The 26,342-nt window shown below is 70.8% G+C and carries 20 protein-coding genes and 1 pseudogene; 7 read left to right on the forward strand and 14 right to left on the reverse strand.

The genetic code is table 11. The annotated features are described in order from the left end of the window. Window positions 1–15: 15 nt before the first annotated feature. Window positions 16–1,140 carry an ALF repeat-containing protein gene (locus KUTG_RS45190; protein ID WP_084580551.1) on the reverse strand — a complete coding sequence of 375 codons (1,125 nt, stop codon included), beginning with the start codon at window positions 1,138–1,140 and terminating at the stop codon, window positions 16–18. Window positions 1,141–1,418: 278 nt separating this feature from the next. Here KUTG_RS45190 and KUTG_RS45195 point away from each other — a divergent pair, with 278 nt between their 5' ends. Continuing rightward, complete coding sequence (locus KUTG_RS45195; RefSeq protein ID WP_157495239.1) at window positions 1,419–1,919, forward strand: hypothetical protein; 501 nt, start codon at window positions 1,419–1,421, stop codon at window positions 1,917–1,919. A 19-nt stretch (window positions 1,920–1,938) separates the two neighbouring features. Further along, window positions 1,939–3,057: an epoxide hydrolase family protein gene (locus KUTG_RS45200; protein ID WP_043726040.1), complete on the forward strand. Its 1,119-nt coding sequence runs from the start codon at window positions 1,939–1,941 to the stop codon at window positions 3,055–3,057. Here the strand turns inward: KUTG_RS45200 and KUTG_RS54780 are convergent. Beyond that, on the reverse strand, window positions 3,048–3,812 hold the full coding sequence (locus tag KUTG_RS54780) for an alpha/beta fold hydrolase (RefSeq protein WP_052396168.1): 765 nt from the start codon (window positions 3,810–3,812) through the stop codon (window positions 3,048–3,050). The two genes, KUTG_RS45200 and KUTG_RS54780, sit on opposite strands and share 10 nt — an antisense overlap. Window positions 3,813–3,890: 78 nt before the next feature. Further along, a complete protein-coding gene (locus tag KUTG_RS45210) occupies window positions 3,891–5,435 on the reverse strand; it encodes an APC family permease (RefSeq protein ID WP_043726042.1) in 1,545 nt (514 codons plus the stop codon). Window positions 5,436–5,635: 200 nt separating this feature from the next. Here KUTG_RS45210 and KUTG_RS45215 point away from each other — a divergent pair, with 200 nt between their 5' ends. Continuing rightward, on the forward strand, window positions 5,636–6,091 hold the full coding sequence (locus tag KUTG_RS45215) for a winged helix-turn-helix transcriptional regulator (protein ID WP_043726043.1): 456 nt from the start codon (window positions 5,636–5,638) through the stop codon (window positions 6,089–6,091). Here the strand turns inward: KUTG_RS45215 and KUTG_RS45220 are convergent. The 4 genes from KUTG_RS45220 to KUTG_RS45235 all read right to left on the reverse strand — a co-directional run bounded on the left by KUTG_RS45220 (window position 6,084) and on the right by KUTG_RS45235 (window position 11,980). Further along, window positions 6,084–6,800 carry an SDR family oxidoreductase gene (locus KUTG_RS45220; RefSeq protein ID WP_043726046.1) on the reverse strand — a complete coding sequence of 239 codons (717 nt, stop codon included), beginning with the start codon at window positions 6,798–6,800 and terminating at the stop codon, window positions 6,084–6,086. The genes KUTG_RS45215 and KUTG_RS45220 overlap by 8 nt on opposite strands. 64 nt (window positions 6,801–6,864) lie before the next feature. Then, complete coding sequence (locus KUTG_RS45225) at window positions 6,865–7,953, reverse strand: protein kinase domain-containing protein (RefSeq protein ID WP_052396169.1); 1,089 nt, start codon at window positions 7,951–7,953, stop codon at window positions 6,865–6,867. Next, window positions 7,950–11,363 (reverse strand): WD40 repeat domain-containing serine/threonine protein kinase, encoded by a 3,414-nt coding sequence (locus KUTG_RS45230; RefSeq protein WP_052396170.1) that lies wholly within the window; start codon window positions 11,361–11,363, stop codon window positions 7,950–7,952. The genes KUTG_RS45225 and KUTG_RS45230 overlap by 4 nt, the downstream gene beginning before the upstream one ends. Next, window positions 11,363–11,980, reverse strand: a complete 618-nt coding sequence (locus KUTG_RS45235; protein WP_043726048.1) for a DUF7019 family protein — start codon at window positions 11,978–11,980, stop codon at window positions 11,363–11,365. Before KUTG_RS45235 ends, KUTG_RS45230 begins: the two co-directional genes overlap by 1 nt. A gap of 99 nt (window positions 11,981–12,079) precedes the next feature. On the opposite strand from KUTG_RS45235, the gene KUTG_RS45240 reads away from it, so the two are divergent. Further along, a complete protein-coding gene (locus KUTG_RS45240) occupies window positions 12,080–15,472 on the forward strand; it encodes a BTAD domain-containing putative transcriptional regulator (protein WP_198047543.1) in 3,393 nt (1,130 codons plus the stop codon). Here KUTG_RS45240 and KUTG_RS45245 read toward each other — a convergent pair. The 3 genes from KUTG_RS45245 to KUTG_RS45255 form a co-directional block, all read right to left on the reverse strand. Further along, on the reverse strand, window positions 15,452–15,913 hold the full coding sequence (locus tag KUTG_RS45245) for a winged helix-turn-helix transcriptional regulator (protein ID WP_043726050.1): 462 nt from the start codon (window positions 15,911–15,913) through the stop codon (window positions 15,452–15,454). The genes KUTG_RS45240 and KUTG_RS45245 overlap by 21 nt on opposite strands. A gap of 21 nt (window positions 15,914–15,934) precedes the next feature. After that, on the reverse strand, window positions 15,935–17,350 hold the full coding sequence (locus tag KUTG_RS45250; RefSeq protein ID WP_043715290.1) for an NF041680 family putative transposase: 1,416 nt from the start codon (window positions 17,348–17,350) through the stop codon (window positions 15,935–15,937). Between the two features lie 98 nt (window positions 17,351–17,448). Next, the gene (locus KUTG_RS45255; protein WP_043726052.1) at window positions 17,449–18,852 is read right to left on the reverse strand and encodes an MFS transporter; all 1,404 of its coding nucleotides are present in this window, start codon (window positions 18,850–18,852) and stop codon (window positions 17,449–17,451) included. Window positions 18,853–19,129: 277 nt separating this feature from the next. Here KUTG_RS45255 and KUTG_RS45260 point away from each other — a divergent pair, with 277 nt between their 5' ends. Beyond that, window positions 19,130–20,266, forward strand: a complete 1,137-nt coding sequence (locus KUTG_RS45260) for an aminotransferase class V-fold PLP-dependent enzyme (protein WP_043726058.1) — start codon at window positions 19,130–19,132, stop codon at window positions 20,264–20,266. A gap of 280 nt (window positions 20,267–20,546) precedes the next feature. Here KUTG_RS45260 and pip read toward each other — a convergent pair whose 3' ends face one another. After that, complete coding sequence (pip, locus tag KUTG_RS45265) at window positions 20,547–21,482, reverse strand: prolyl aminopeptidase (protein WP_043726060.1); 936 nt, start codon at window positions 21,480–21,482, stop codon at window positions 20,547–20,549. Between the two features lie 349 nt (window positions 21,483–21,831). On the opposite strand from pip, the gene KUTG_RS45270 reads away from it, so the two are divergent. Both KUTG_RS45270 and KUTG_RS45275 read left to right on the forward strand, forming a co-directional pair. Further along, window positions 21,832–22,110 carry a response regulator transcription factor gene (locus KUTG_RS45270; RefSeq protein WP_043726063.1) on the forward strand — a complete coding sequence of 93 codons (279 nt, stop codon included), beginning with the start codon at window positions 21,832–21,834 and terminating at the stop codon, window positions 22,108–22,110. Window positions 22,111–22,244: 134 nt separating this feature from the next. After that, entirely contained in the window at window positions 22,245–23,615 is a 1,371-nt protein-coding gene (locus KUTG_RS45275; protein WP_084580557.1) for a polysaccharide lyase 6 family protein, read from the forward strand. A gap of 46 nt (window positions 23,616–23,661) precedes the next feature. Here KUTG_RS45275 and KUTG_RS66755 read toward each other — a convergent pair whose 3' ends face one another. The 3 genes and pseudogenes from KUTG_RS66755 to KUTG_RS45285 all read right to left on the reverse strand — a co-directional run bounded on the left by KUTG_RS66755 (window position 23,662) and on the right by KUTG_RS45285 (window position 26,327). After that, window positions 23,662–24,180 (reverse strand): AbfB domain-containing protein, encoded by a 519-nt coding sequence (locus tag KUTG_RS66755; RefSeq protein WP_369794675.1) that lies wholly within the window; start codon window positions 24,178–24,180, stop codon window positions 23,662–23,664. Further along, window positions 24,163–25,305: pseudogene (locus KUTG_RS66760) on the reverse strand (arabinofuranosidase catalytic domain-containing protein); the annotation flags it as partial. The pseudogene KUTG_RS66760 and the gene KUTG_RS66755, both read right to left, overlap by 18 nt. A 29-nt stretch (window positions 25,306–25,334) precedes the next feature. Next, window positions 25,335–26,327, reverse strand: coding sequence for a LacI family DNA-binding transcriptional regulator (locus KUTG_RS45285; protein ID WP_043726068.1), 993 nt, complete (start codon window positions 26,325–26,327; stop codon window positions 25,335–25,337). Between the last annotated feature and the right edge of the window lie 15 nt (window positions 26,328–26,342).

Genomic DNA, 26,342 nt, shown 5'->3' on the forward strand with positions numbered 1-26,342 from the left:
CGGCGATGGCGTGGCTCACCGCGTCGGCGACGGACCGCGCGCCACGGGCGCGTCACGCGCGGCCGTGGCGGCGTTGCTCGCGGCGACGGCCTTGCCCTTGTCGTTGGCGGCGTCCGCGGCGGCACTGCGGGCGTTCGCGGCGGCCTGACCGGCCTTCGACGCCGCCCACGCCGCCTGGCTCGCGGCGTTCGAGGCCTCGCGGGCCGCGTTGGTGGCGGCCTGGGCCGAGCGGATCGCCGTCTGCGCGGCCTCCGCCGCACGGGTGGCGGCACTGGCGGCCCGGGACGCGGCATCCGCCGCTTGGGCGGCGGACCCTTGCGCCTTCTTGGTCTCGTCGGCCGCGATCACGGCGGCGGCCTTGGCCGCGGCGGCCGCGGCGACGGCCTGGCTGGCCGCGTCCTGCGCCGTCTGCAGGAACTTCGCCGACCGGCCCTCCGCGCTCTGCGCCAGCGTCGCCAGCTGCGAGACGGTCACCGTCTCCTCGTCACGCTGCTGCGCGACCTGGAACCCGTTGCGCAGGAAGTACCGCACGTCGTCGATGCTGGTGGACAGCGCCTGGTTGCCGGCGAGTTTCACGTTCGGGCCGCCGGGGTTCACCAGCAGCTGCACGGAAATCCGGTCGTCGTTGTCCTGGGCCTGCTGCCAGCCGGTGTCCAGGAACGCCATCTGGTTGTCGACCGTGCCGTTCAGCGCGGCGTTGGCCGCCTGCTTGACCGCGGGGCCGGTCGCCGCCGTCTGGAGACGGCTGATCTGGATCCGGATGTCGTCCTTCCACGCCTGCTGCCAGCCCGTGGCGAGGAACGATCGCACGGCGGCGATGTCACCGCTCAGCGCGGTGTTCGCGGCCTGCTGCGTGGCCGGACCGCCGGTGTTGAGCATCTGCTGCACCGAGATGCGGTCCTGCGTCTCCTGCATGAAGGGCAGGCGCGTACTGACGAAGGTGTGCACGTCGTCGTCGGTGCCGGTCAGCGCGGCCTCGGCGGCATTCGCGATGACCGGGCCGCCGTCGGTGATCAACGACAGCAGCTGCTGGCGCTCGGACGGTTCAGGGGTGTCGGCGGCGGCCGAGGGCACGGTCACTGCGCCGATCGCCAGCGTGGCGGCCAGCACCGTGCCGATCGCTCTGGTCAACTGTCTCATGGATGCTCGTGCCCTCCGTTGGAACGCGGCAGAAACCGAGGCGTGGCAACGGATCGCCGGCCCAAAGGCACGCGGGTCCCCGACGTGGATCCCCCCACTCCTCCCCGTGGCGGATGCTAGTTCACGGCCGCGTGATCTGGGAGTTCTTGACTCTTGACCGACCAGCGCTTTAGCTTGGGCACGTCGTCGCGGATGAGGGGGGCGGGCGTCGGCAGGGGGATCCGATCTTCTGCTGCCGTGTCGTGCCGTCTCGACAGGACAGGAGTGGACCAGCCACCATGCGAGCCTTTGCCCGTGTACTCGTCACGGCTGCCGTCGTCGGCACGGTGGCGGCGCTGTCCGTCGGGGCCGGTGTGGCGGAGCGCCAGTCGGCCCAGGACGCCGGTGACACCGGCCTCGTCGAGGACTACACCTATCCCGGCGCGGATGCCATTCTCGCCAACCGCGGCATCAAGCTGATCAGCGGCGACGGCCACCTGGTCATGGTCGACTGCGTCAACGTCACCGGCCTGATCGAGGTGCACGCCTTCAACGCCGGCGACCACAGCGCCGACCCGGGGCACTACTGCTTCCAGGTACTCGGCTCGTCCGGCGAGCTCAAGCTGGAGCTCACCGACGCCTACCAGGTCAAGGGCGACAACCACACGGTGCAGGCGACCATCTCGGTCAACGGCCAGAGCAGCACTGTGCCCGTCGGCAAGGGCACTTGGACCGGCATCGGCGTCGGCACGGGCGGCTCCGACCCCGCGACGTTGCTGGAGCTCAAGGCGTCCGCGTAGGACGGATTAGGCTGGGAGCATGCCCAGCCCCGAGCCGTTCGAAGCCCACGCCACCGCCGAGCAGCTGGAAGATCTCCGCGCCCGCCTTCGAAACACCCGCTGGCCGGACGCGCCCGAGGACGCCGGCTGGTCGCTGGGCACGGATCTTGACTACCTCAAGGGGCTGGTCGAGTACTGGGCGGACGGTTTCGACTGGCCGGCGGTCGAGGCGGAGTTGGCCAAGCTGCCACGGTTCCAGGCCGAGGTCGGCGGCCACCGTATCCACTTCGTGCACGCCAAGGCCGCGTCCGAAGGGGCGCTGCCGATCGTGCTCACGCACGGCTGGCCGGACTCCTTCTGGCGCTACTCCAAGGTGATCCGGCTCCTCACCGACCCCGAGGACCCGGCCGACGCCTTCGACGTGGTGGTGCCGGACGTGCCGGGCTTCGGCTACTCCGGCCGGCCGGGCCACGCCCTGAACTCGGCACAGGTGGCCGGGCTCTGGGCCGAGCTGATGGAAACCCTGGGCTACCCACGGTTCGCCGCGGGCGGCGGGGACATCGGCAGCCACGTGAGCCGGTACCTGGGCCTTGACCACCCGGAGCGGGTCGTGGCCGTGCACCGGACGGACGGCGGACTCCCGATCTACCAAGGAGATCCGGCCGACCTGACCCAGGCGGAGCGGGACTGGATGCAGGCGGTCGCGGCTTGGGGAGGGACAGAGGGCGCCTACGCGGCGATGCACCGGACGAAGCCGCAGACGGCGGCGGCCGGCCTGACCGACTCGCCGGCCGGCCTGGCCGCGTGGATCGTGGAGAAACTCCGGTCCTGGAGCGACAAGTTCGACCAGACCTACACCATGGACGAGGTTCTCACGAACATCACGATCTACTGGCTGACCGGGACGATCGGCTCCTCGATGCGCATGTACAACGCGAATGCGGCGATCCCACCGGCCCAGCTCGCCCGCCGCGTCGAGGTGCCGTCCGGCTTCTCGCTGTTCGCCGGGGACGTGGTCCTGCCGCCGCGAGCGTGGCTGGAGCGCACGACGAACCTGGCGTACTTCACCGAACTCGACCGCGGCGGCCACTTCGCGCCGTTCGAGCAGCCCGAGTTGTACGCGGCCGAGCTGCGGAAGTTCTTCCGCCCCTACCGGTAACTCTCGACGAACTCGGTGAGCCGCTGCCCGAGCCGTTCCGGCGCCTCGACCGGGACGGCGTGGCCGACGCCGTCCAGCACCTCGACTGCCAACCCCTCCGTGCGCAGATAGTCCAGCGACACCAACTGATCCTCGCTGCCGTGCAGCACGAGCAGCGGCCGCCCCAAATTCGCCACGGCCGCGAGCTCGTCGACGACCCGACCCTCCGCGACACTGGCAGCGAGGCCGGTGCGGGCGGCAGGATCGGTGGCGAGGATGTCCGGGACGAACACCTCGGGCGACACCGACGACCCGGGCGACAGCATGGCCGCCGCATACGCCGCGGCCTCCTCGGCGCCGACCTCACCCTGGAAGCCGACGCCGAAGGCGGGATTCGGCAGGAAACCCCGGGACAGCGACTCGGGCGTCGCGATCGGCGGCGTCCCCATCAGCACAAAACCGGTGGCCCGGGGCAGCGACGCGGAGGCGTGCAGCACCACGTGCCCGCCCAGGCTCCAGCCGACGACCACGGCGTCCTCGGCGTCGGCCGACGACATGAACTGCGCCAACGCCGCCGCGTGCCCGAGCATCGAGTACTCGTCGCCGCGCGGCGCCGCCCCGTGCCCGGGCAGGTCCACGGCGAGACAACGGAATCGCTGGCCGAACGGCCCGTCGAGCAGGCCCTGCCACACGGCCGACGAGGCGGAGTTGCCGTGCACAAGAACGACGGTCGGACCGGTGCCGGCGCTGCCGCGGAACGCTAATTCGATGCCCATACCGCATCTTGGAGCACGGTGGCCGATTGTCGACCACCGGTGCCCCAAGTCAGGTCGACACCGCGCGAATTTCCGCCTTCAGACCCGGTCGGCGACGATCGAGTCGCCGTCGGTGGGCACGGAGCCGCGCGGCAGGCTGCGCCCGGCGAAGAAGTCACGGCAGCCGCGGTAGACGATCGCCATCAGCGGCACGCCGATCACGATGGCCAGCACGCCGATCACCGCGACGCCGCCGATGCCGAAGATAGTGGTCTCACCGCTGTCCGGCTGGGCGTAGTAGATCACTGCGAGCACCAGCACCAGCGCGAAGAACAGGCCCCCGATCAGCGGGAACACGCCCCGCATGAAGAAGTTGCGGACGCTGCCGAGCAGGGTCTTGCGGAAGATCCACACGCAGGCCAGCGCCGTCATCGCGTACTCGACGCCGATGGTGAGGCCGACGGCGCTGACCGAGTCGGACAGCACGTCGTCGCTCAGCAGCGACAGCAGCACGTACAGGGCGAAGGACACGATGCCGAACGTCCAGGTCGACACGGTCGGCGTGAGGTAGCGGGGGTGCACCTTGGCGAAGACCTCGGGCAGCGCGCCGTGCGAGGCCATGGACAGCGTGGTGCGGGCGCACGGCATGATCGTGGCCTGGCTGCTCGCGGCCGCGCTGGTCAGCACCGACACGATCAGCAAGACGCCCATGACCTTGCCGAACGAGCCTTCGCCGAACACGGCCGAGCCCAGACCGGCCAGCACGTCGTCCGAGTTGTCGGGGTTGCCCAGTCCGATGCCGGCCGCGCCGATGCCGGCGAAGGCCAGCGCCGCGATCGTGACGATCACGTAGTTCAGCACCAGCAGCACGGTGGACAGCACCGCCGCCTTGCCGGGGCCGCGCCGCGGATCCGCGGACTCCTCGTTGACCGAGACCGAGCTGTCCCAACCCCAGTACAGGAACACGGCCGGCAGCGTGGCGGCGATGAACGCGCCCGCGCCGATGCCGGTCGGCAGCAGCCAGCTCAGCTGCGGCGCGGAGGCCTGCGGCCCGGCGCTGCCGTCGAACACGCGGTACAGCGCGACCACGGAGAAGATGACCAGCACCGTCAGCTCGACGGCCAGCAGCACCCACTGCAGCCGGGCCGAGACCTCGATGCCGCGGTAGCAGATCCAGCACAGCAGGACCAGCCACGCCAGGCCCACCCCCATGGTGGCGAACTTGTTGTCCGCCAGGTCCTTGGCGCCGAACAGCAGCAGCGTGTACTTGCCGGAGATGGCCGACTGGCTGGTCATGGCCAGCAGCTGGGCGATCGTCACGACCCAGCCCGACATCCAGCCGACCTTGCTGCCGAACGCGCGGGTGGCCCAGGTGAAGTTGGTGCCGCAGTCCGGCTCGGCCGAGTTCAGCTCACGGAAGGCCAACGCGACGAACATCACCGGCACGAAGGCGAACAGCACGAACGAGGCGGCCTGGAAGCCGGTGCCGGCGATCACCAGCAGGCCGAGCGTGGCGGCGATGGAATACGCCGGCGCGGTGGACGCGGTCCCGATCACGACCGACGACACCATGCTCAGGGCGCCGGGGCGCAAACCCTTGCTGGTGGCGGAAGGGGGGACGGCGTGCGCCACGACTTCGGTCATTTCTCCTCCGGGACGGTGGTGGGGCGGGGTGCAGTGTTCCGGAGTCTTTCCGGGCCGAGGAGGAAAGATACGTGATCGAAGGGCGTGGGCGCGATCGGCGAACAGGGCGATGTGGCGCACAGCGCGACCCCACCGTGAGTTGCGTCGGGGGCAGCCGGTTTGCCATTCTGGATTCAGGATCTGAAGCCAGGAGGTGGCCGGTGTCGGAACTGGACGTCCCGAGCTGCTCGATCGAGCGCAGCCTGCAGGTGCTCGGCGAGCGGTGGTCGCTGCTGATCCTGCGTCAGATCTTCCTTGGCCAGCACCGGTTCGCCGAGATCCAGTCGGCGCTGGGGGTGGCCCCCAACCTGCTCAGCACGCGGTTGAAGACGCTGGTCGAGGCGGGCGTGCTGCGCACGCGGTCCTATCAGGAGGCGGGCAGCCGGCACCGCCTGAGCTATCACCTGACCGACGCCGGCCGCGACCTGCTGCCCGTTCTCGGCGCGTTCCAGCAGTGGGGCGACAAGTACCGGCCCCGGCCGGCCGGGCCGTCGGCGGCACGCCGGACCCGGACCACCGGGGAGCCGCTGCGCGTGGCCTTCGTCACCGGCGACGGCCGCGAGGTCGAACAGTCCGATGTGGACATCATGGCGCCGTGCGACGCCGAGCTCAGCTGACCTTGTACGGCGTGATGCCCTGCACGGCCTCGATGCCGCCGGCCAGCGCGCGCCGGGTGGCGGCGGTGAACTCGTCGGCCAGCACCTCGGTCCGGTCCTCGGCCAGGGCTCGCACGATCTGGTCGGCCAGGTCGATCGCGGTGATCTTGTCGGCCGGGACGGCGGCGCTGAAGTCCGTGTCCACAAATCCGGAGTGGACGCCGACGACCAGCGTGTTCTGCTTGGCCAGGCCGAGTCGCAGCGCGTTGGTCAGCGACCACGCGGCGGCCTTCGAGGCGGAGTAGGCCGGCGCGCCGGCCATCGCCCACCACGACGTGGACGACAGCACGTTGACCAGCGCACCGCCGCCGTTGGCGGCGAGGACCGGCGCGAAGGCGCGGGCAATCTCCCACGGGCCGAACACGTTGGTCTCCATGACCTCCCGGGCGACGTCGAGGGATCCCGTGAACAGCTGGGCCTCGATGCCGCCGGTCCCGGCGTTGTTGACCACGATGTCCACGTCCTCGGCCAGCGCGGCCGCGGCGGCGATGTCCTCGGCGCTGGTCACGTCCAGCCTGACCGGGACCAGCCGGTCGTCGACGACGGTCTCCGGCCTGCGCGCGCCGGCGTAGACCTTGGCCGCGCCGGCCGCGACCAGGGCCTGCGCCACGGCCAGGCCGATACCGCGGTTGGCCCCGGTGACCAGTGCGACCGATCCGTTGATCTGCATGGGTGTTCCTCCCAGGTGGGGTCCGGTGGAACGGACGCTACCCACGTGGGTTGAAAATGTAAAGTCAGCTTGCCCGGGACAGCGCCGCCGCCAGCTCGGCGGCGGTGGCCGGCCCGGCGTCGACGGTTTCGTCGAGCATCGAGTCGATCAGCTCGGCCAGTCCGGCCGGCGCCGCCGTCCGATCGCGGAGAGGGACCGGGGGCTCGCGCAGGACCACGGCGACGGGATCGGCGCCGGGTGGGAAGTCGCGCGGGGCGTGGCCGGTGATCATCCAGTACAGGCAGGCGGTGATCGCCCACAGGTCGACGTCGGGGCGGGCGTACTTGTAGTCGATGAGCTGGCGGCGGGGCATGAAAGCGACGCTGCCGCCGACCGCGCCGCTGCGGGTGCGGCCGGACAGGCCGGCCTGGTCGAACGCCTTCGCCAGCCCGAAGTCGGCGATCTTCAGCCGGCCGTCCCCGGTGAGCAACAGGTTCTGCGGCTTGAGATCCCGGTGCACGAGGCCGTGGCCGATCGCCGTGCTGCCGTCGGCCAGCGCCACCGGGATGTCGGCCTCGTGGGCGTAGGCCAGGGCGTCGAGGGCTTGCAGCGTCAGCGATACGGCCGTGTCTATGGGCAACGGGCCGGTCAGGTGGCCGCCGGCGCAGTACTCGTAGCGGATCCGCAGCACGCCGTCTTCGGTGTCGCTGCCCAGGAACTCGACGATATTGTCGTGCCGCAACGCCTTGGTGCAGTCCAGCTCACGTTGGAAGGCGTCGCGGGCGGCCGGGTCGACCTGGCCCTGCTCGGTCAGCGTCTTGACCGCGACGAACTCGTCCGGCGTCTCCTCGATCAGCTCCACGACCCCCTGCGCACCACGGCCCAGTTCCCTGACCCGGTGCGGAAACAGGGCGACATGGAGGATCGTGTCCCCGATCAGCAGCTCGTCCCCGTCACGCAGTTCCGCCGCCTCGCAGGGCTTTCCGTTGACCACGGTGCCGTTGCGGCTGCCCAGGTCGTGCACGGTCACCGACACCAGGCCGACGTCGATCATGCAGTGCCGGCGGGACACCTTGCGGTCGGCCGGGATCGGGAAGTCGCACTCCGGCGCCCGGCCGATCACGCAGGTGCCGGTGATCACCTGGTTGACCTCGCCGGACGTGAGCCTGATCATCGGAAGTCGTAGTCCCATACCAGCTCCCAGCCGTGCATGGACGAACCCAGGTCGGTGGTGAACAGCGTGCTACCGTCGTCGCTGAGCATCATGCGATGGAGACCGGCGGCGTGGCCCTCCATCTCCCGCAGGCACTGCCCGGTCCGCACGTCCCACACCCGGACGACGCGGTCGAGATCGCCGGCGACCAGGAACGTGCCGTCCCGGCTGAGCTCGAACACGCTGGGCCAGGTCGGCGCCGGCAGCGATCGGACCAGCTTGCCGGTGTCGGTCCGCCACACCCGCAACGACTTCCCGTCCGGCGTCACCGCCAGTTGCCCGTCGCCGCTCAGGGCCAGCCGCCGTCGGCCGGTCATCGTGCCCTCGCACGGCACCGAGTACCGGAACTGCCCGGTCGCCGTGACCCACACGCCGGTCGACAGCGCGTAGCTGACGAACAGCAGCTCGCCGTCCGGACTGAAGCGCAGTTCCTCGTGGGCGGAACGGTTCTTCAGTGTCCACTTCGGAGTGTTCGAGTTCCCGTACACGTGGATCTCGTGCTCGTCGCCGACGGGCCCCAGCGCCGCCGCGTACTGGCCGGCCGGGCTCAGCGCCACGGTGCGGATCGTGCCGCTGAACGACTTCAGCTCGGCCGTGACGTTGCCGCTGGGCAGGTTCCGCACCCGCAGCGTGCCGGTCTCGTCGCCGATGACGACCGCGTTGCCGGCCGCGTTGACGTCGAACGCGGTGAGCTTGCCGGTGTCCTTGGTGAAGATGCGCTTGACGCCGTCGTCCAGGCGCAGCTGGCGGATGGTCCCGGAGGTGGTCAGCACCAGCGCCAGCAGGCCGTCCACGGCGAAGCGGACGTCCACGGCCATGCCGCCCTCGCCGCGGTCGAACGTCAGTATCCTTTCGGAGGCCTGGAAATCCCACAGGTCGACCTCACCGGTCCAGCGAGTGGTCACCATGTACCTGCCGTCCTGGCGCAGCGCCACTGCCGGCGGTTGCGTGGACTCGCCGTCCGCCGCGTACTCGAACAGATGCCACGCCCCGAGCAGCGACGCCCGCTCGCCGTGCGGGGCGAGTTCGGCCCAGGCCTCGCGCACCTCGTGGGTGCGGGTGTAGCCGGGAACGTCCTGAATGGACCGCAGTGTCGCACCGGCCTCGGCGAACCGGCCCTGCTCGGTGTGGGCCTTCACCTGATCCATGCGGCCACGGAAGGTGTTCTCCGTGCTGACCAGCTCGTGGGCCTCCTGGGGCCGCGCGTAGCACCAGGGCGCCCGATAGTCGGCCGTGGGCAGGGAACGGAGCGCGATGCCGCCGAAGCTGTCGGCGAAGGCGGCCACGCGGGCGTCGGCGCTGATCGCGGCGGCGCGCACCGACACGATGGTGGGCCGGAGGTCGCGGCCGAGGTCCCGCAGGCAACTGCCGGTCGGCGCGTCCCAGACCCGGACCGGGGACTCGGCGGTCGTCAGCACGGTAGTGCCGGCGATCAGGACGCCGTACGTGTCCCGAATCGGGTTCGGCACCTCGCTGACCACGGTGCCGCGCAGGGTGTCCCAGGTCGTCAGCGGTCCCTTCCACCATGCGACGACAGCGCTGCTGCCGTCCGGGCTGATCGCCCCGGTGTCCAGGTCGTACGCGTACAACGGCTCTCCGTACAGCGTTCCCCGCTGCGGCCCGGTCAGGCCAGCGGCGCACACTCCGGTCGCCAGGTCCCAGACTCGGACGCTGCTGTCTTTCTTGCCGAACGACGCCGTCACGACACGGCGGCCGTCGGGGCTCAACGCCAGCGAGTCGATCGGCCCCCGGTGCGCGATGACGGCAGCGACCCGGCTTTCGTCCTCCACCGACCAGACCGACACCGTGCCGGAAACCTGGCCCGTGGCGTAGAAACTGCCGTCCGCGCTGACCGCGACCGCGCACACGCCGCCGCCCTCGCGCAGCCCGCGCCGCCGGCGGCCGCGCGCGAGATCCCACAGCTCGACCGCGCCGCCTTTGCGGACCACCGCGCCGACCTTGGCGCCGGCGCTCAGCGCGACTGCCTCGATCGGATCCCCACGCCGGCTCAGGATCCGCTCCGCGCGCCGGCTGCCGCCCTTGGCCGGCGTCCACAACACCAGCCGGCCCTTCTCGTCCCCGAGACAGCACCTCCGTGCCGTGCGGGGTAAGCGCGATCGCCTGGACTTGCTTGTGATCGAGGTCGACGCTGATGGCCGGCGGCCGGTTGTCCAACGCCGCCAACGCCGTCTGAGCGTCCACTGAGGACGGATCGGCGGCGAGGGCCTGGCCCAGCAGCTCGCGGGCCTGCTCGTCGTCATGCCGCTCAACCTGGACGGCCCCCAGCAGCAACGCGCCGAGGCTGCCGGACGGCTCGGCGGCGCGGGCGGCCACCAGGTCGGACACGACCTCCTCGCCCGTGCGCCGGCCGGCCCGCCACTGGTGCAGGCCCTGGTTGTAGACGGCCGGCAGGTGGTACGGATCCGCGCCGACCGCTTGCCGCCACAGGTCTTCCGCTTCCTCGGCTCGGCCGAGGTCCAGCAGCGACAGGGCCTGGTTGGAAGGCCGTCGGCCAGCAGGCGAGCGGCCTTGGGCTTCGAGCGTGGGTACTCCCCGTAGACGTCGATCAGCCGCGAGGCGACGTCGAGGGCCGCGGGCCGCGACTCCGGGCCGTCGGCGAAGCAGGACCGCAGCAGCGCCACGACCTGCTCGGGGATGGCCAGGCCGTCGTCCAACAGTGTCGTCAGCGCCGCGCCGGCCGCCTGACCGTAGTTGGTCGGGCGGTGGCCGGCGAACATCTCCAGCACGGTGATCGCCCACGACCACACGTCCGACGCCGCCGTGATGCGCATATCGCCCCCGGCCATGGCCTCGGCCTGCTCGGGGGAGCAGTACGCCCGGGTCATGCCGGCGAAGCTGACCCCGGCCGGCGCGTCCTCGCCGGCCGGCAACGCCTTGGCCAGCCCGAAATCGGTGACCTTGGCCGTGCCGTCCGCAGCCAGCATCACGTTGGCCGGCTTGACGTCCTGGTGCACCAGACCGGCCTCATGCGCGTGGGCGAGGCCCCAGGCGGTCTGGATCGCGATATCGAGGATCTTCGCCGTGGTGTCGAGGCCGCCGTCGGCCACCGCCTCAGCGAGGCTGCCGCCGTCCACCCACTCCGCGAACACCCTTGGCATGCCGTCGATCGTGCGGACGTAGACACAGTTCACGGTGTGCGGATGCAGGCCGAGGTTGACCCACGTGCCGGCCTCACGCTCGAAGTGCCGGCGGTCCTCCTCGGTGGTGACCCATTCCGGGCGGGGCGTCTTCACCGCCAGGTCCACCTGCCAGCCGACGTGGTGCACCCGGTGCACCACGCCCATGCCGCCACTGCGCACGTCCTTGACGGCGTACAGGCCGAGGACGGTCTCTCCCGGCTGCCAGGCCATCACTCGGCCAGGGCGACGAACAGCGGGCTCCCCACCACCACGTTCACGGCCCGGCCGCGATCCATCTCCGGGTAGGGACTCGGCCCGTGCCGCAGGCGCTTGGCGATGAACTCCAGCTCCTGCTCGTCGCCGCGCAGCTGCCGATTCGCCATGTACGCGAGCTCGAGAGCGCTTTCCGACGCCTCGTCGTCGAGCATGGCCCGCATGGCCGGCATCAGCCCGGGCAGCATCGACGGCGCGAACGTCCGATCCTTCTCCGGCGCTCCTCCGATGATGTGATGGCTGGAGCCGCCCAGCCCCACCACGGTGTCCTCGGTGGCGCCGGCGAAATAGGTCACGCCGCCCGCCGCCTCCCGCCAGCGCATCGCCAGCCGGCCCCGGAAGTACTGGCCCGGCTCGTCGATCGTGCCGACGTCGCAGAAGTCGTCGATGTGCCGCACCACCCGCTCCAGCCGGGCGATCCGGTCGGCGTCGGACTCGACCTTGCGCTTGCCGGTGACCACCTTGAGATTGATCCCGAGCTCCGTGCTGCGCTTGCCGGCGAACGCCGGATCGACCTGCGGCAGCAGCATGTCGACCTTGGAATCGCTGATGTAGACGTAGTACCGCAGCGACACGGGGCCCCCTTCTGCCGGCCTTGCTACTCCAGTCGGCTCAGGCTACAAGGCGTGGCGGGTCGATCACGGCGGTTTCCGGCGATGGGTATGCTCCCGTTCGTGGGGACAGCGCCCTCGGTGAAGGTAGAACTGCTCGGCGCGGTCCGCGCCTGGTCCGACGACGGCGAGATCCCGTTGGGGCCGCCGCGTCAGCGGGCCGTCTTCGCCATGCTGGCGGCGAGCGTGGGCAAGGTGGTGTCCCGCAGCGAGCTCATCGACGGCATCTGGGGCGAGGATCCGCCGGCCAGCGCCGAAGGCAGCCTCTACACGTACATTTCGGACCTGCGCCGCGCGCTGGAGCCCGGGCGGGCCAACCGAACCCCCAGCCAGCTGCTCGCCTCCTCGGGCGCCGGCTACCTGCTGCGGGTCGACGTCGACCTGACCGGTTTTGAGGAACTTCGCCAGCACGCCGCCACTTTGCTGGCGTCCGGATCACACGGCCCGGCGCTGCGCGCGCTCGACGCGGCGCTGGCGCTGTGGCACGGCGAGGCCTTCGGCGGCATTCCCGGCCCGTACGCGGAACGGCGGCGGGCCAGCCTCGAGGAGCTGCGGCTGGCCACCCAGGAGCAGCGGGCGGAGGCCATGCTGGGCCTGGGGGCGGCCGCCGACGTGGTCGGCCAGCTGACCGAACTGGTCCGGACCTATCCGCTGCGCGAGAGCCTGCGGGCCCTGCTGATGACCGCCCTGCACCGCACCGGCCGTCGCGACGAGGCCCTGGCCGTCTATCAGGACGCGGCCACGCTGCTGATGGACGAGCTGGGCATCGAGCCGAGCCCACCGCTGACCAAGTTGTTTCACCAGTTACAGGCCGGCGAGGTCAAGCCCGTGATCTCGGCCCGGGCCAGCCATCACGCCCGCGTGCCGGACGGCTTCGTCAGCCGGGCCCGGGAAGTGGCCCGCATGCAGGCCATGGTGGCCGAGGTGGTGGCCGGGCGCGGCGGCGTGATCTGGCTGGAGGGCGAGCCCGGCATCGGCAAGTCCTCGCTGCTCGCGGCCGGTCTGGCCGGGGCCGAGCAGGCCGGCTGCCAGCTCGGCTGGGCCGTGGCCGACGAACTCGGACAGCGCTTTCCGCTGCGGGCCATTCTGGACTGCCTCGACGTGGACCGCCGGTCGGCCGACGTGCGCCGGGCCGAGCTGGCCGACAGCCTGCACAGCCCGGCCAACGGCCTGTTGCCCGGCTCCGACCCGGTGACCGCCGCGGTCGACCGGCTGCTGGCGTTCGCCGAGACGCTCTGCGAGCAGGCGCCGCTGGTGCTGGTGCTGGACGACATGCAGTGGGCCGACGAGACCAGCCTGCTGGTGTGGCACCGGCTTTCCCGCGCCACGACGCGACTTCCGCTGCTGCTGGTGGCCAGCGCGCGGACGCTGCCGCGCCGGCCGCAGGTCACCCAGGTCCGGCTGGCGGCCGAGGGCGGCTTCGTCGTCGACCTGGAACCGTTGAGCGCCAACGACGTCGTGGACATCGTGCGGCAGTCGGTCGGCGCGCCGCCCGGGCCGGAACTGAGCACCCTGACCGCCCGTGCCGGCGGCAATCCGCTGTACGTGCGGGAGCTTCTGGACGCGCTGTCCCGTGAGGACGCGATCACCGTGGCCGGCGGCAATGCCGAGATCGAGCACGGAATCGCCGACACCGCACCGGGTTCTCTCGTGGCGGCGCTGACCCGGCGGCTGAGCTTCCTGTCCGGCAACGTCCGCGCGGTGCTCCAGTGGGCCTCGCTGCTGGGCGGCGAGTTCGCGATGAGCGACCTGTCGGTGGTCAGCGACCGGCCGGTGCCGGAGCTGTTGGGGCTGCTGGAAGAGGCGATCGCCAGCAACGTGGTGGTGGCCAGCGGGGAGTACCTCGCGTTCCGGCACGGCCTGATCCGCCAGGCGCTGTACGAGGGCACCCCGAGCGCCGTCCGGCTGGCCCTGCACAACCACGCCGCGCAGGCGCTGGCCAAGGCCGGCGCGCCGCTGGCCCAGGTCGCCGAGCAACTGCTGGCCGTGGCCGGTGTGGTCGAGCCGTGGGTCGTGAACTGGTTGCGGGACAACGCTTCCCGGCTGGGCCAGCTGGCGCCGCAGATCACCATGGACCTGATCGGCCGGGCCCTGGCGATGTCGACGCTGACGCCGGCCGCGCGCGAGGCGCTGACCGCGGAGCTGGCGCGGCTGTCGTTCGCGCTCGGCGGCGTGCCGGAGTCCGAGGTGCGGTACGTGATCGGCCGGACCAGGGACTTCGACCGGCTGTCGGAGATGCGGTCCATCCTGGCGCACATCCTGTGCCGGCGCGGGCAGGGCGCGGCCGCGGTGGAGATGCTGCGCGAATCCCTTGACGGGCCGGCAGTGCCGGAGATCTGGAAGGCCCGGCACGAGGTGCTGACGGCCATCGGCGAGCGGACCGGCAACCAGGACCTGACGGCGTGCGAGGTCAGCGCGCGACGAGGCGTGAAGCGCGGGCAGGAGTGCGGCGATGCCTTCGCCGCCGCGCACGGCCTCCAGGAGCTGTGGGTGGTGCACTCGGTGCGCCGCGAGCACGCGGCGGCCATCGAGGTCGTGGACGAGGCCATCGCCGCCATCGCCGATCTGCCGGAACTGGTCGGCATGCGGCTGAACCTGTTGGACAACCGGCTGTTCAGCCTGCAGAACCTGGACCGGCTCGGCGACGTCGACGAGACCCTGCGGTTCGCCCGGGAACTCGGCCGGCAGCACGCCGTGCCGACGGAGCTGCACCTGCCCGCCGCCGTGCACCACTACTGGACGGGCCGCTGGGACGAGGCCCTGGTCGAGCTGGACGCCGTGGTGCAGGACAGCCCGGAGATGACCTTCTACGGCCTGCGCGAGAGCACCGTGACGCTGCTCCTGCTGCACGGCATCGCGGCGCTGGTTGCCTTGCGGCGAGGTAACGACGACGCCGCGGACGCCCACCTGCTGACCGCCGCCGAGCTGCCGGTGGCCAGTCCCGCCGAGCGGGAGAACTGCGACTTCCTTGTTGCCGCGCAAGCGGTTGCGGCCGAGCGGGACGGGCGCGTCGACGAGGCCGTGTCGCTGCTCAAGCCCAATCTGCGGGCCGACTACTCGCAGATGACGTTGCGGCACCAGTGGTTGCCGGACCTGGCCCGGCTGGCGTTGCAGCAGGGGGATGTGGCGGTGGCCCGCGAGGCCGCGGAGCAGTGCCAGGACGAGGCCGCCCGCGAGCAGCAGCCGGCCCGGGCCTACTCGGCGGCGCTGCGGTGCCGGGCCCTGGTCACCGGGGATCCCGAGCCGGCGATGGAGGCCGTCGAGCATTACCGGCGGATCGGGCGCGCGGTGGAACTCGGGGCGGCGCTGGAGGATCTGGCCGTGCTGCACGCGGCCCGCGGCCATTCGGACGCCGCCGCAACCGCTTTGGCCGAAGCCATTGCCGTGTACGGGGAATTCGACGCGCGCTGGGACATCCAGCGGGCTCGGGCCCGGTCAGCGGCGGCGCAGCCGTAGGTTGTCGACGGCGACCGCGGCGCCCTCCGGCGTGCGGACGTCGGCGTGGACCCGGTCGCCGGTGTCATCGGCGACGAACTCGATCGGGCCGCCATCCGGCTGGAGGTACTCGTCGCCCCACTGGATGAGGGCCAGCAGCGCCGGGAACAGCGCCGTGCCCTTCTCCGTCAACACGTACTCGCTGCGCGTGCGCTGCCCGGGCTCGCGGTACGGCTGCTTGTCCAAGATGCCGGCCTCGACCAGGTCCTTCAGACGCGCGGCGGCCACCGGCTCGGTGATCCCGACCCGGCGCACGAAGTCGTCGAACCGGGTGGTGCCGTAGAAAGCCTCGCGCAGCAACAGGAACGCCGACTTGGTGCCGATCACGTCCATCGCCAGCGCCAGGGAGCACCGGTTCGGCTGCCACGAGCCCAGGTCGGCCAGCGCGCCCTCTCGTTTCATGCCACCACCTTAGCTTGAGATTTAACCCTCAATGTCTGTTTTTTTGGGCTTGCCGGGGTCGTGTACCGGGGCTTGGCGGGAGTTTCGTGACCCTGTCGGACGTCCAGGACCGGGCCGGGAGAATTTCGGTGCGCTGGCAGGCAAAGCGGCCGTCGGGCGAACCGCGCGAAAACCTCGCCGGACCCGGGTCGGGGACAACCGGGCAGGTGTTGCCGACTTTCGCTCCCAGGGACGCCGTCGATCTTCCACGAGGTGACGGGCCAGCCGAAGCTGGGTGTAGACCGCGATCATCAGCCAGGTCCATCGATCCGCGGCTCCGGGCGTACGGACGCGAGGCGTGGTCCAGCCCAGAGTTTGTTTGAGGAAACGGAAAGTGTGCTCCAGGTCGAAGCGCCGCAGGAACATCTGCCACAGCCGATCCACCTGCCCTGCGGTTGCCGCGGTCGTGGAGTGCCACAGCCACAACGGTTTCGGGGTGCCGGTGCCGGGTAGCCGGTCGACCTGGAGCCGGATCACCGTGCCTTCCATGATCGGCAGGTGGCCGGCGTGGTCGGCCCAGGCGCCCGTGCGGGTCAGCTTGGGGTGCAACCGATCCCAGGAGCGAGCGTGGGCGGCGCCGTAGCGGGTGGTGTCGGTCGTCGTGGTGCGCACGGGGGCCGGCCAGGTCGCCGGATCAGCGAACACGAACCGGGCTCCGTGCCGGGTGCTGCGGCCTCGGGCGCCGGGCTGCCGTGGCGGCGCGGGGAAGGCAAGCACCCGGTCGGACCGTAGTCGCACCAGCACCTGGACCGGGAGGTCGGCCAGCAGGAATGCCAGGCGGGGACCGTCATAGCCGCTGTCGCCGGTGATCCAGATCTCTGGATCGCCGGCGTGCCAGTGTCCGGCGGTGACCAGCGCGTCCACCACGGCGCGGAGTTGGGTGGCGGCCAGGTCGGTGTGGTCATCGTCGGGACGCACGCGCGTCACGTCGAGCATCGCCGTCCACGAGGTGCGGCCGGGTTCCAGGGCGGCGACGAAGGAGTAGGGCCAGCCGGGGATGATCTGGGCTTGGCCGCGACCGCGTGCGTAGGTGTGGCAGAACAGCCGCTCCGGGCTGGTGTTCGCATCCGGGCGTAGCCAGTGGCTCACGTCGATGGCCAACACGATCCGGCCGTCGTCGCAGCGGGGGATCGACTGGCGGGCGACAACGTTGCGGAATCGGGTGATGTCGATCTTGCCCTGGCGCAGGCCGTCGTACAGGGTGCCGTGGCCCCGTCGGTGTTCGGTGGCCAGTGATAACTCGACCAGCGAGGTGACCGGTCCCTCGGCGCACAGTGCCGCGTCGGCCAACTCGAACAACGCGTCCGCCCGTGCGGTCAGACACTGGTAGAACGCCTTACGGAACCCGGACAGGTCCCCCAGCACAGCGGTGGCGCTGGTGTGGTGCACACTGATCATCGAAGCCCTTGGTGTGATCTTCCGACTGTCGCAGGAAGGAATGATCAACCAAGGGCTTCATCCATGATCAACCGGGTGCCGTCGTGGGCACGCCAACCTTAAATCTCAAGCTTAGACGGCCGGCCCGCCTTTCGTTGCGTGAGGCCGAGGCTGGCGACCGCCGCGACGATACCGATGATCGTCACCATCCAGAAGACGTCGGTGAAGGCCTTGTGCTGCTGGTCGTAGCCGATGGGGGAGCCCAGGATCGCCACCAGCAGGGCGATGCCGAACACCGTGCCGATCTGGCGGGCCATGTTCACCACGGCGCTGCCCGTGCCCGAGCGGGCCGGCGGGAGCTCCGCGGTGGCGCTCGACAGCATCGTCGGCAGCGCCAGGCCGACGCCGACGCCGGTGATCAGCCAGGCCGGCAGCATTTCGGTGAGGTAGTGCGGTTCCGGGCCGACCGCCAGCAGCATGTACAGCGTGCCGACCGTCCACAGCAGACACCCGATGCTCGCGAGGGCGCCCGGGCTCACTCGCTTGTTCAGGGCCTGGGCCACCATGGCGAACACCGGCACCATCAGCGGACCCGGTGCGATGGCCAGTCCGGTTTGGACGGCCGAGTAGCCCCAGACGTCCTGGAGCCAGAAGACCCGGGACAGCAGGCCGGCGCCGAAGGTGGCGCTGAAGAACGTCACCGCGACCGTCGACCAGACGAAGCTCCGCACCCGCAGCAGGCTGGGCGGAATGATCGGCGACCGGTGCCGCTTGTTGTTGACGGCAAAGGCGATCAGCGTGGCGGCGGCCAGCGCGAGGCTGCCCAGGATGCCCGGGCTCGTCCAGCCCCAGCCGGATCCCTCGACCAGGCCGAGGGCCAGCGCCCCGATGCCCACCGTCAGCAGCACCGCGCCGACGATGTCCAGCCCTGTCTCGGTTTCCTCTGCCCGGTAGTCCCGGATCACCCGGAATCCCAGCACCAGCAGGGCGATCCCGATCGGCACGTTGATCAGGAACACCCAGCGCCAGGACAGCTCGACCAGGAAACCGCCGACCACCGGCCCCAGCGCCGAGGCCAGCGCCCCGATCGACGCCCAGATCCGCACCGACCGGGCCCGGTCCTCCGGCGGCACCGCGTGGATCAGCAGTCCCAGGCTCGTCGGCGTCAGCGCCCCCGCCCCCGCCGCCTGGACCAGCCGGAACGCGATCAGCGCCGCCAGGTTCGGGCTCGCCGCCGCGGCCGCGCTGGCCAGCGTGAACACGGCCAGGCCCAGCAGGAACACCCGCTTGTGGCCCACCCGGTCCGCCCACCGTCCGCAGGGGACCAGCAACGCCGCGTAGATGATCGGGTAGCCGTTCAGGATCCAGCTCAGGTCGGCCAGCGAGTGCCCCTGGAAGTCGCGCCCGATCGCCGTGAACGCCACGTTCACCACGAACAGGTCCAGGCTGGCCAGAAACGGCGCCCCGCTCAGCACGAGCAGCGTCCGCCCCGAGCGCCTGGCCAGCTGGCTTGTGTTAACCATAGCCAGGACAGTACCCGGCTGACTGTGGTCAATACAAGTCAGCCCGTTCGCGGTAGGTTGCCGGGTCATCGAGCCGGCCGCGAGTACAGGATCCTCGCCGACCCGTCGACGGGATTCCGGTCCGAGGGTGCACGCGGGGCTGCCGGCGGCGGAACCTGGCAGCGCGAACGTCACGGATATCGCCACGCGGTGGGGTTTCCTGCACGCCGGCCGGATAGCCTGGGGTGTGGTGTCGACGTAGGTCCCTGCCTGATTCGTTGAGACGAGAGGGAAACGGATGTTGACCTCCGAAGAATTCCGACGGCGATTCCCGGCGCTGCGTGAGCTCACGCACCTGGCGTCGTGCAGCCAAGGCGCGCTCTCCGACACGCTGTCGGCCGCGCTGCTGGAATTCCAGCACACACTGGTGCAGTACGGCGCGCCGTGGGACCGCTGGATGGTCGAGGTCGACCGCGCCCGGACGCTGTTCGCGGAGCTGGTCAACGCCGACGTCGACGAGATCGCCGTGCTGCCTTCGGTCTCCTCGGCCGCCTACCAGGTGGCGTCCACAAGGGACTGGCGGACGCGTCCGACGATCGTCAGCACCGACATGGAGTTCCCGTCGGTGGCCCACGTGTGGTTGGCGCAGGAGGCCAACGGCGCCAAGGTCCGTTACGTCGATGAGCACGACGGTGTCGTGCACGCGGAGGACTACACGGCTGCGATCGACGAGACCTGTGGGCTGGTGTCCGTGCCGCTGATCTCCTACCGCAACGGCGTTCGGCTGCCGACCCGCGACGTGATCGAGAACGCTCGGGCCGCTGGCGCAGTGACCTTCGTCGACGCCTATCAGGGCGCCGGTGTGGAACCCATCGACGTCCGGGAACTCGGCTGCGACTTCCTGGCCGCCGGGGCGCTGAAATACCTGCTGGGCATTCCCGGGATCGCCTTCCTGTACGTGCGAGGTGGTCTGGTGGACGATCGTGATCCGCAGGCGACCGGATGGTTCGGCCGTCGCAACCCGTTCGGCTTCGACCCCCGGCACATCGACTATCCCTCCGGCGCAAAGCGATTCGAGGCCGGCACGCCGGCGATTCCCGCCGCCTACGGCGCCGTGGCCGGCTTGCGCATGCTGGGCGAAGTGGACCAGCAGGCGGTTCGCCGGCACATCTCGGAGCTGGGCCAGTACGCGCACGATTCCTTGGTGGCGGCCGGGGAACGCCTGTGGTCGCCGGCCGATCCGGCGCTGCGCGGCCCGCAGGTGGCGGTCGTGGACGCCGATCCCAACGCCCTGGCCGGTTTCCTCGGCTCGCGGCGCATCGCCACCAGCCCGCGCGGCGACCTCCTGCGCGTCGCCCTGCACTACTACAGCACCGCCGAAGACGTCGATGCCGTCGTCGCCGCCATTCGCGAGTATCGACGCAGCGGAGGATGAGCACCATGGACGGAGCACCGCAGCGGAGTTGTTCGGACGGCTGAAGGCGCGCCAGCTGGCCATGACCCGGCGTCGGCGGCGCGATCGTCACCGGCCTGTTCCTCGGGTCGACGCCGGCCATCGGCAACGCCGGCCCGGCTTCGGCAACCTGACCTCCCACAACGGTTTCCTGCCCAACGGTGTCGGGCTGGCGACCTCCGAGCCGTCCGCGTCCGCCCCAACCTGGAGACAGCCCGCGAACGCCTCGACCGCGTCCGCGAGCTGCTCGCGGGACAGCCGGTCAGCGCTGTTCGGCGAATCGCGCCATGGCCGCGCGAAGATACTCGCCCTTGGCCGGGCTGCCACGGTGGCCGGACTGGTCGCAGACGAACAGGTCCGCGCCGGGCCAGGCCGCGGCCAGCTCATAGGCGGTCTCGACCGGGCAGCTCAGGTCCAGCCGGCCGTGCGCCAGCACCCCGGGAATGCCGGCCAGCTTGCCCGCGTCGCGGATCAGCTGGCCGTCGTCCAGCCAGGCGTAGTTGGCGAAGTAGTGCGCGCAGATCCGCGCCAGGGTCAGCACGCTGTCGTCGACCGGTCCGCTGAACGCGCCCGGCCTGGCATTGGGCTCCAGCGACAGCGCGGTGTCCTCCCACCGCGCCCAGGCCGCTGCCGCCCGCAGCTGCACGTCCCGGTCCGGGTCCGCCATCCGCCGGGCGTAGTCGGCCAGCAGATCGACGCCGCCGCCGACATCGCCGGCGAACCGCGCGTACTCCTCGGGGAAGAACCGGGACGCGCCACCATAGAGCCAGTCGATCTCCCGGCGGCGGCCGGTCATGATGGCGGACAGTACGATCTCGGACACCCGGTGGGGGTATCGCTCCGCGTAGGCCAGCGCCAGCGTGCAACCCCAGGAGGCGCCGCGGAGCAGCCAGCGCTCGATGCCCAGGTGCTCACGCAGCCGTTCGAGGTCCTCGACCAGGTGATGAGTGGTGTTCACCCGCATGTCGGTGCCGGGATCGACCGCGCTGGGTGTGCTGCGCCCGCAGCCGCGCTGGTCGTAGAGCACGATCTGGTAGGCCAGCCCCTCGTAGTTGTCGCGCATCCCCTCGGGGCACCCCTGGCCGGGGCCGCCGTGCAGCCAGACCATCGGCTTGCCCGCCGGATCGCCGCAGGTCTCCCAGTACATCTGGTTGCCGTCCCCGACGTCCAGCATTCCGTGCGCGTACGGCTCAGGCATGTGCGGTGTCCCCTCGTGGCGTCGGTCTCTGCCCGATCATGGTGTCGGATCGCGGCGGACGCGGCCATCGAGTTACCGGACGACCTCGTTCCGTAGCTGGCCGAGACCGGCGACGACGTCGCCGCCGGGTCCCGCGTGACTGGCGCGAGGAGCTGGCCGGGCCGGAATTCGGCTTCGACGAGGCCAGGCAGTTGGCCGAGACCACCATCGCCCTTCACGCGGCCACCTGTGGGACGTACCGCCGCTCGGAGACGTCGGAGCTTTCGAGGATCCGCTGCCGGGCGCGCCTGTGCTTGCCGCACAAGCACGTCTGGAGCACGCCGAGCGTCACGGCGCTCCCGCTGCCGACATGATCGCCGACTGCCTGGCGACGTTCGAGCGTGCCGGCGCCAAGCCGTGGCTGGATCGCGCCCGCCGGCTGGCCCGGGCCCGTGGTCTCGGCGCGTTGACCAGGCGTGAGGCGGAAATCGTGGTGCTGGTGGGCGAAGGCCTGTCCAACGCCGAGATCGCCGCCCGGCTGTTCCTGAGCGAACGGACCGTGGAGACGCATCTACGCAACGGCTACCGGCGACTGGGCATCGCGTCACGAGCGGCGCTCGTGAAATGGGTGCGACAGCACCCGGACTGATGCTTCGATCGGATCCGTCGATCGCGTCTTGACTCATCGGATGACTGGTGGTTCCCTGACTCCACCGCCGTGCGCCGGCCGTCTGGTTTCCTGCGACCTGACCAGGAGCACGTAATATGAGTCATGCTCGAAAAATGGTGATCGCCGCCGGGGTGGCGGGCCTGCTCGCCGTTGGAGGCGCGCAGCTCGCCGGCGCGGCCACGCCGCAAACGCTCGTCGCCTCCTCGCCGTCCCAATTGTCCGTAACGCTGGCACAAGCCCGGCCCGGAGACCGTGTGGTCGTCGGCGCCGGCGACTACGACGCCGGGCTGATCAAGGTCGGCCGCTCCGGCACCGCACAGGCGCCGATCACCATCGCCGCCGCCTCCCTCGGCCAGGCGCGGTTCACCGGCTCCGGAGGCCTGGACCTGACCGGCGCGTCCCACGTTGTCGTGCAAGGGTTTGTGTTCGCAGACGGCGGCGGGCTGACCGTGTCTGGGGACGCCAAGGCCAACCGGGTCACGCGCAACACCTTCGAGGGCAACATCGGCGGCGCCGACCTGACCGTGAAGGCCGACGACACCGAGGTCGACCACAACACGTTCGAGAACCGCACCGCGGCCGGCGTGTACCTGCAAGTGGTCGGGCCCGGCGCGCACGACATGGCCCAGCGCGTCCACGTGCACCACAACTACTTCTACAACCACCAGTTCAAGGGCGCGAACGGCGGCGAGTCCATCCGCTTCGGCCTGTCCGGCCGCCAGCACGCCGACGCCAAGGGCCTGATCGAGTACAACCTGCTCGACAAGGCCGACGGCGACTCCGAGGCGATCTCCATCAAGTCCTCGGACAATGTCGTGCGCTACAACACGATCACCAACAGCAAAGGCACGCTGTCGTTGCGGCACGGGTGGAACACACGCGTCGAGGGCAACATCCTGATCGGCGGCAGCACCGGCATCCGCTTCTTCGGCAACAACCACGTGGTCGTCAACAACATCGTCGAGGACACCTCCGGGCCGGCCATGGAGTTCGGCGGCGGCGAGGTCCGCGACGACACCACCAACGGCACCGACCACGAGTCCTCGGACCACTGCGTCGTCGCCTTCAACACGCTGTCCAGCACCGACTCGCTGATCTGGTACGAGAGCAGCAAGAAGTACCCGCCGCTGGACGACACGTTGGCCGACAACATCCTGCTCGGGCACGGGCAGGCGGCGGCCAAGGGCACCGGCACCTCCCTGCACTTCACCGGCAACATCCTGTCCGGCTCGTCGGCCGGATCGCTGCCGTCCGGCGCGTACCGGACCGTGGACCCGAAGCTGGTGCGGGACGCCCACAAGCTGTTGCGCCCCAGCGCCGGCAGCCCGGCCATCGGGGCCGCGACCGGTTCCTACCCGCAGGTGACGCTGGACATCGACCAGCAGACCCGCCCGTCGGCCAAGGACGTCGGGGCCGACCAGTACAGCACTTCCGCCCCGGCCCGGCCGTTGACAACGGCTGATGTCGGGCCGAAGGCGCCGTAGCCGTCCCGGTCCCGGCCGACCCCCAAAGCCGGCCGGGACCACCTCCTCACGCCCAGGGCGCGGTGACTTCCCAGGTCGTGTCCTGGGCCCACAGGGTCGTGGTGTCCCAGGGGTTCGCGCCGCCGTTGTGGGCGATGTAGACGTTGCTGTTGTAGTGCCGGATGTCGTAGCCCGGATAGTTGTTGGACTGGAAGGACGTGTAGGCGCCGGAATTGCCGGCGGTGGCGCAGAAGGTGGCGTCCTGCGCCATGAGCCCGCTGCCGTCGAACGGCTGGCGGTGCAGTTGGTAGTTGGAGTGGCGCAGGTAGTCGCCGGGGTAGTTCTTGGACTCGAACGACAGGCACGACTGGTTGGCCAGGCCCCGGCGGACGATCCACGTGGCATCGGCCTTGTCGAGGTCGCTGCTGATCACCGACGTGACGGCGTCGCCGTTGGCGTGGCGGAGATAGCGGGTGGTGCAGCAGGCCGTGGTGGCCCGCAGCGAGATCGACGAGCCCGGAGTGAGGGAACCGCCGGGGACGCCGTTGGAGCCGCCGTACCCGGCGGACACGATGTTGGCCTGCACGGCGCTGTCGGCGGCGTCGCTGGGAACACCTGTTGTCATGGCGCCCTCGAAGAAGGACCCCACATCGGCGTTGCTGTTGTCGCCGCCCGTGCCGAGGACGATCGCGCCCTCCTGGTGCATGGGGGAGTAGCCGCTCTTCACCGTCGGCTCCTAGCCGGAGTAGGTCGTGGTGAGGCCGCCGGTCTGGGCGTTGGCGCGCTTGAGGGCGAAGTGGTTCTGGCCATTGTTGGACAGCATCGCCGTGACGTAGGGCAGGATGCCCGGTCCGGGGTCGCCGGCGCTGGTGCCGGTGTTGGACTGGTACAGGCCGTTCTCGAGGTCGGCCGCCACCCACGGGCCCGGCCCGTTGCAGCCGCCGAACTCGCAGCGCAGGCCCAGGTAGACGGCGTCCATGTGGCCGTTGCCGGTGTCCTGGTTGTTGGTCTCGGCGTTGCCGTAGTCGAAGCAGCAGCCGCCGTTGACGTGCGTGCTGGAGGCGACCATGTACATGCCCTCGGGCTGGCCGTTGACCGCGACCCCGCTGGTCGAGTTGTCGCGGTAGCCCATGCCCGAGGAGATCTCCACGCCGTACGCCGTGTGGCCGCCGACGCTCACCGGCAGCGCGTTGGCCGGCGCCCCGACATCGGCCCGGCCCGCGCCGCCCTCGCCCTCGATGGTCAGGTCGTTGTGCCGGGGCGACTGGTCGTAGATGACGTTGATGATGCAGGTCGTGTTGGCGCAGAAGGAATCCTGCGCCGCCGCGTTCGCGACACCACCTGTTGTCAACAGGCCGATGTCGGCCAGCCCGCCGTCGGCCCGCTTCACCTGGTACAGCGGGCCGTTGTAGCCGGAGTAGAGGGCCCGGATCGTGCTGTGCGCCGCCACGCACGGCGTGCCGGCCGAGCCGTAGATGTCGCAGGGCAGCGCCGTCGCCGCCTGCGCCGTGGGCGTGGTGACGGCGGCCAGGCAGGCCGCGATGAGGCAGAGGATCCCGGCGATGGACAGTAGTCGTGGCACTGGGTCTCCCGGATTCGCAGGGGTGGGGACGCCACGTGGCACCTCAGGGTTACATCGTTGGCACAACGTTGTAAATGCCGGTGTCCGGTTCAGGACAGTGAACAGATGGGAGCGCGACCATCGCCACATGTGCGCCACATGTGGCGGAAAGGGAGCCGTCAGGCGCTGGTGCTTTCGCGGATGGCCAGCGTGAAGGGGGTCTGGATGTCCTCGGGCTCGAACTCGCCGTCCGTCTCGATGCGACGCCGGGCCAGGTCGACGGCGGTGCTGGCGATGGCGTGCTTGTCGGGGGCGATGCTGGTGAGGGTGGGGCGGCTGTAGGCGCCCTCCTCGGTGTTGTCGAAGCCGACGACGGCGATGTCCTCGGGCACGCGCAGGCCGCGGTCGGCGATGGCGCGCAGGGCGCCGACGGCCAGCAGGTCGTTGAAGCAGAAGACGGCGTCGGGCGGCTCGGGCAGGTCGAGCAGGGAGGCCATGGCGGCGGCACCGTCCTGGCGGTGGTAGTGCAGCGCCGGGCGTACCAGCTCGGGCAGGCCGGCGTCGGCCAGGGCCTGGTGGTAGCCGGCGAGGCGGAGGGCGGCGGTGCCGCGGTAGGGGTGGGCGCCGATGGCGGCGATGCGCCGGCGGCCGATTTCCACCAGGTGGCCGACGGCGGTGCGGGCGGCCAGCACGTTGTCGATGGCGACGTGGTCGATGCGCACGTCCACCGAGTGCTCGCCGATCATCACCAGCGGCACGCCGGGGTCGAGGTCGGCGAAGTCGGAGGCGTGCAGGGCCTCGGGGCTGATGATGGCGGCGTCGATGAGGTGCGGGCCGAGGGCGGCCAGCACGGCCCGCTCGCCCTCGCGGCTGGCCTGGGTCTGCTCGATGAGCACGTTCCAGCCCTGCTCGCGGCCGGCGGTGATGACCAGGCCGGCCAGCTCGCCGAAGTACGGAATGCCCAGCTCGGGCACGACCAGCGCGATGAAGCCGGTGCGGCCCCGGCGCAGGTTGCGGGCGCCGATGTTGGGCCGGTAGCCGGTCGCGGCCAGCGCCTCCTCGACCCGCCTGCGGTTCTCGGGCTTGACGAAGGAGTAGCCGTTGACCACGTTGGACGCGGTCTTGATCGACACGCCGGCCAGGCGCGCCACATCCCTCAGCGTCACGGCCATCTGTCGACGATAGCG

The organism is Kutzneria sp. 744 (genome assembly GCF_000568255.1).
Classification (GTDB): domain Bacteria; phylum Actinomycetota; class Actinomycetes; order Mycobacteriales; family Pseudonocardiaceae; genus Kutzneria.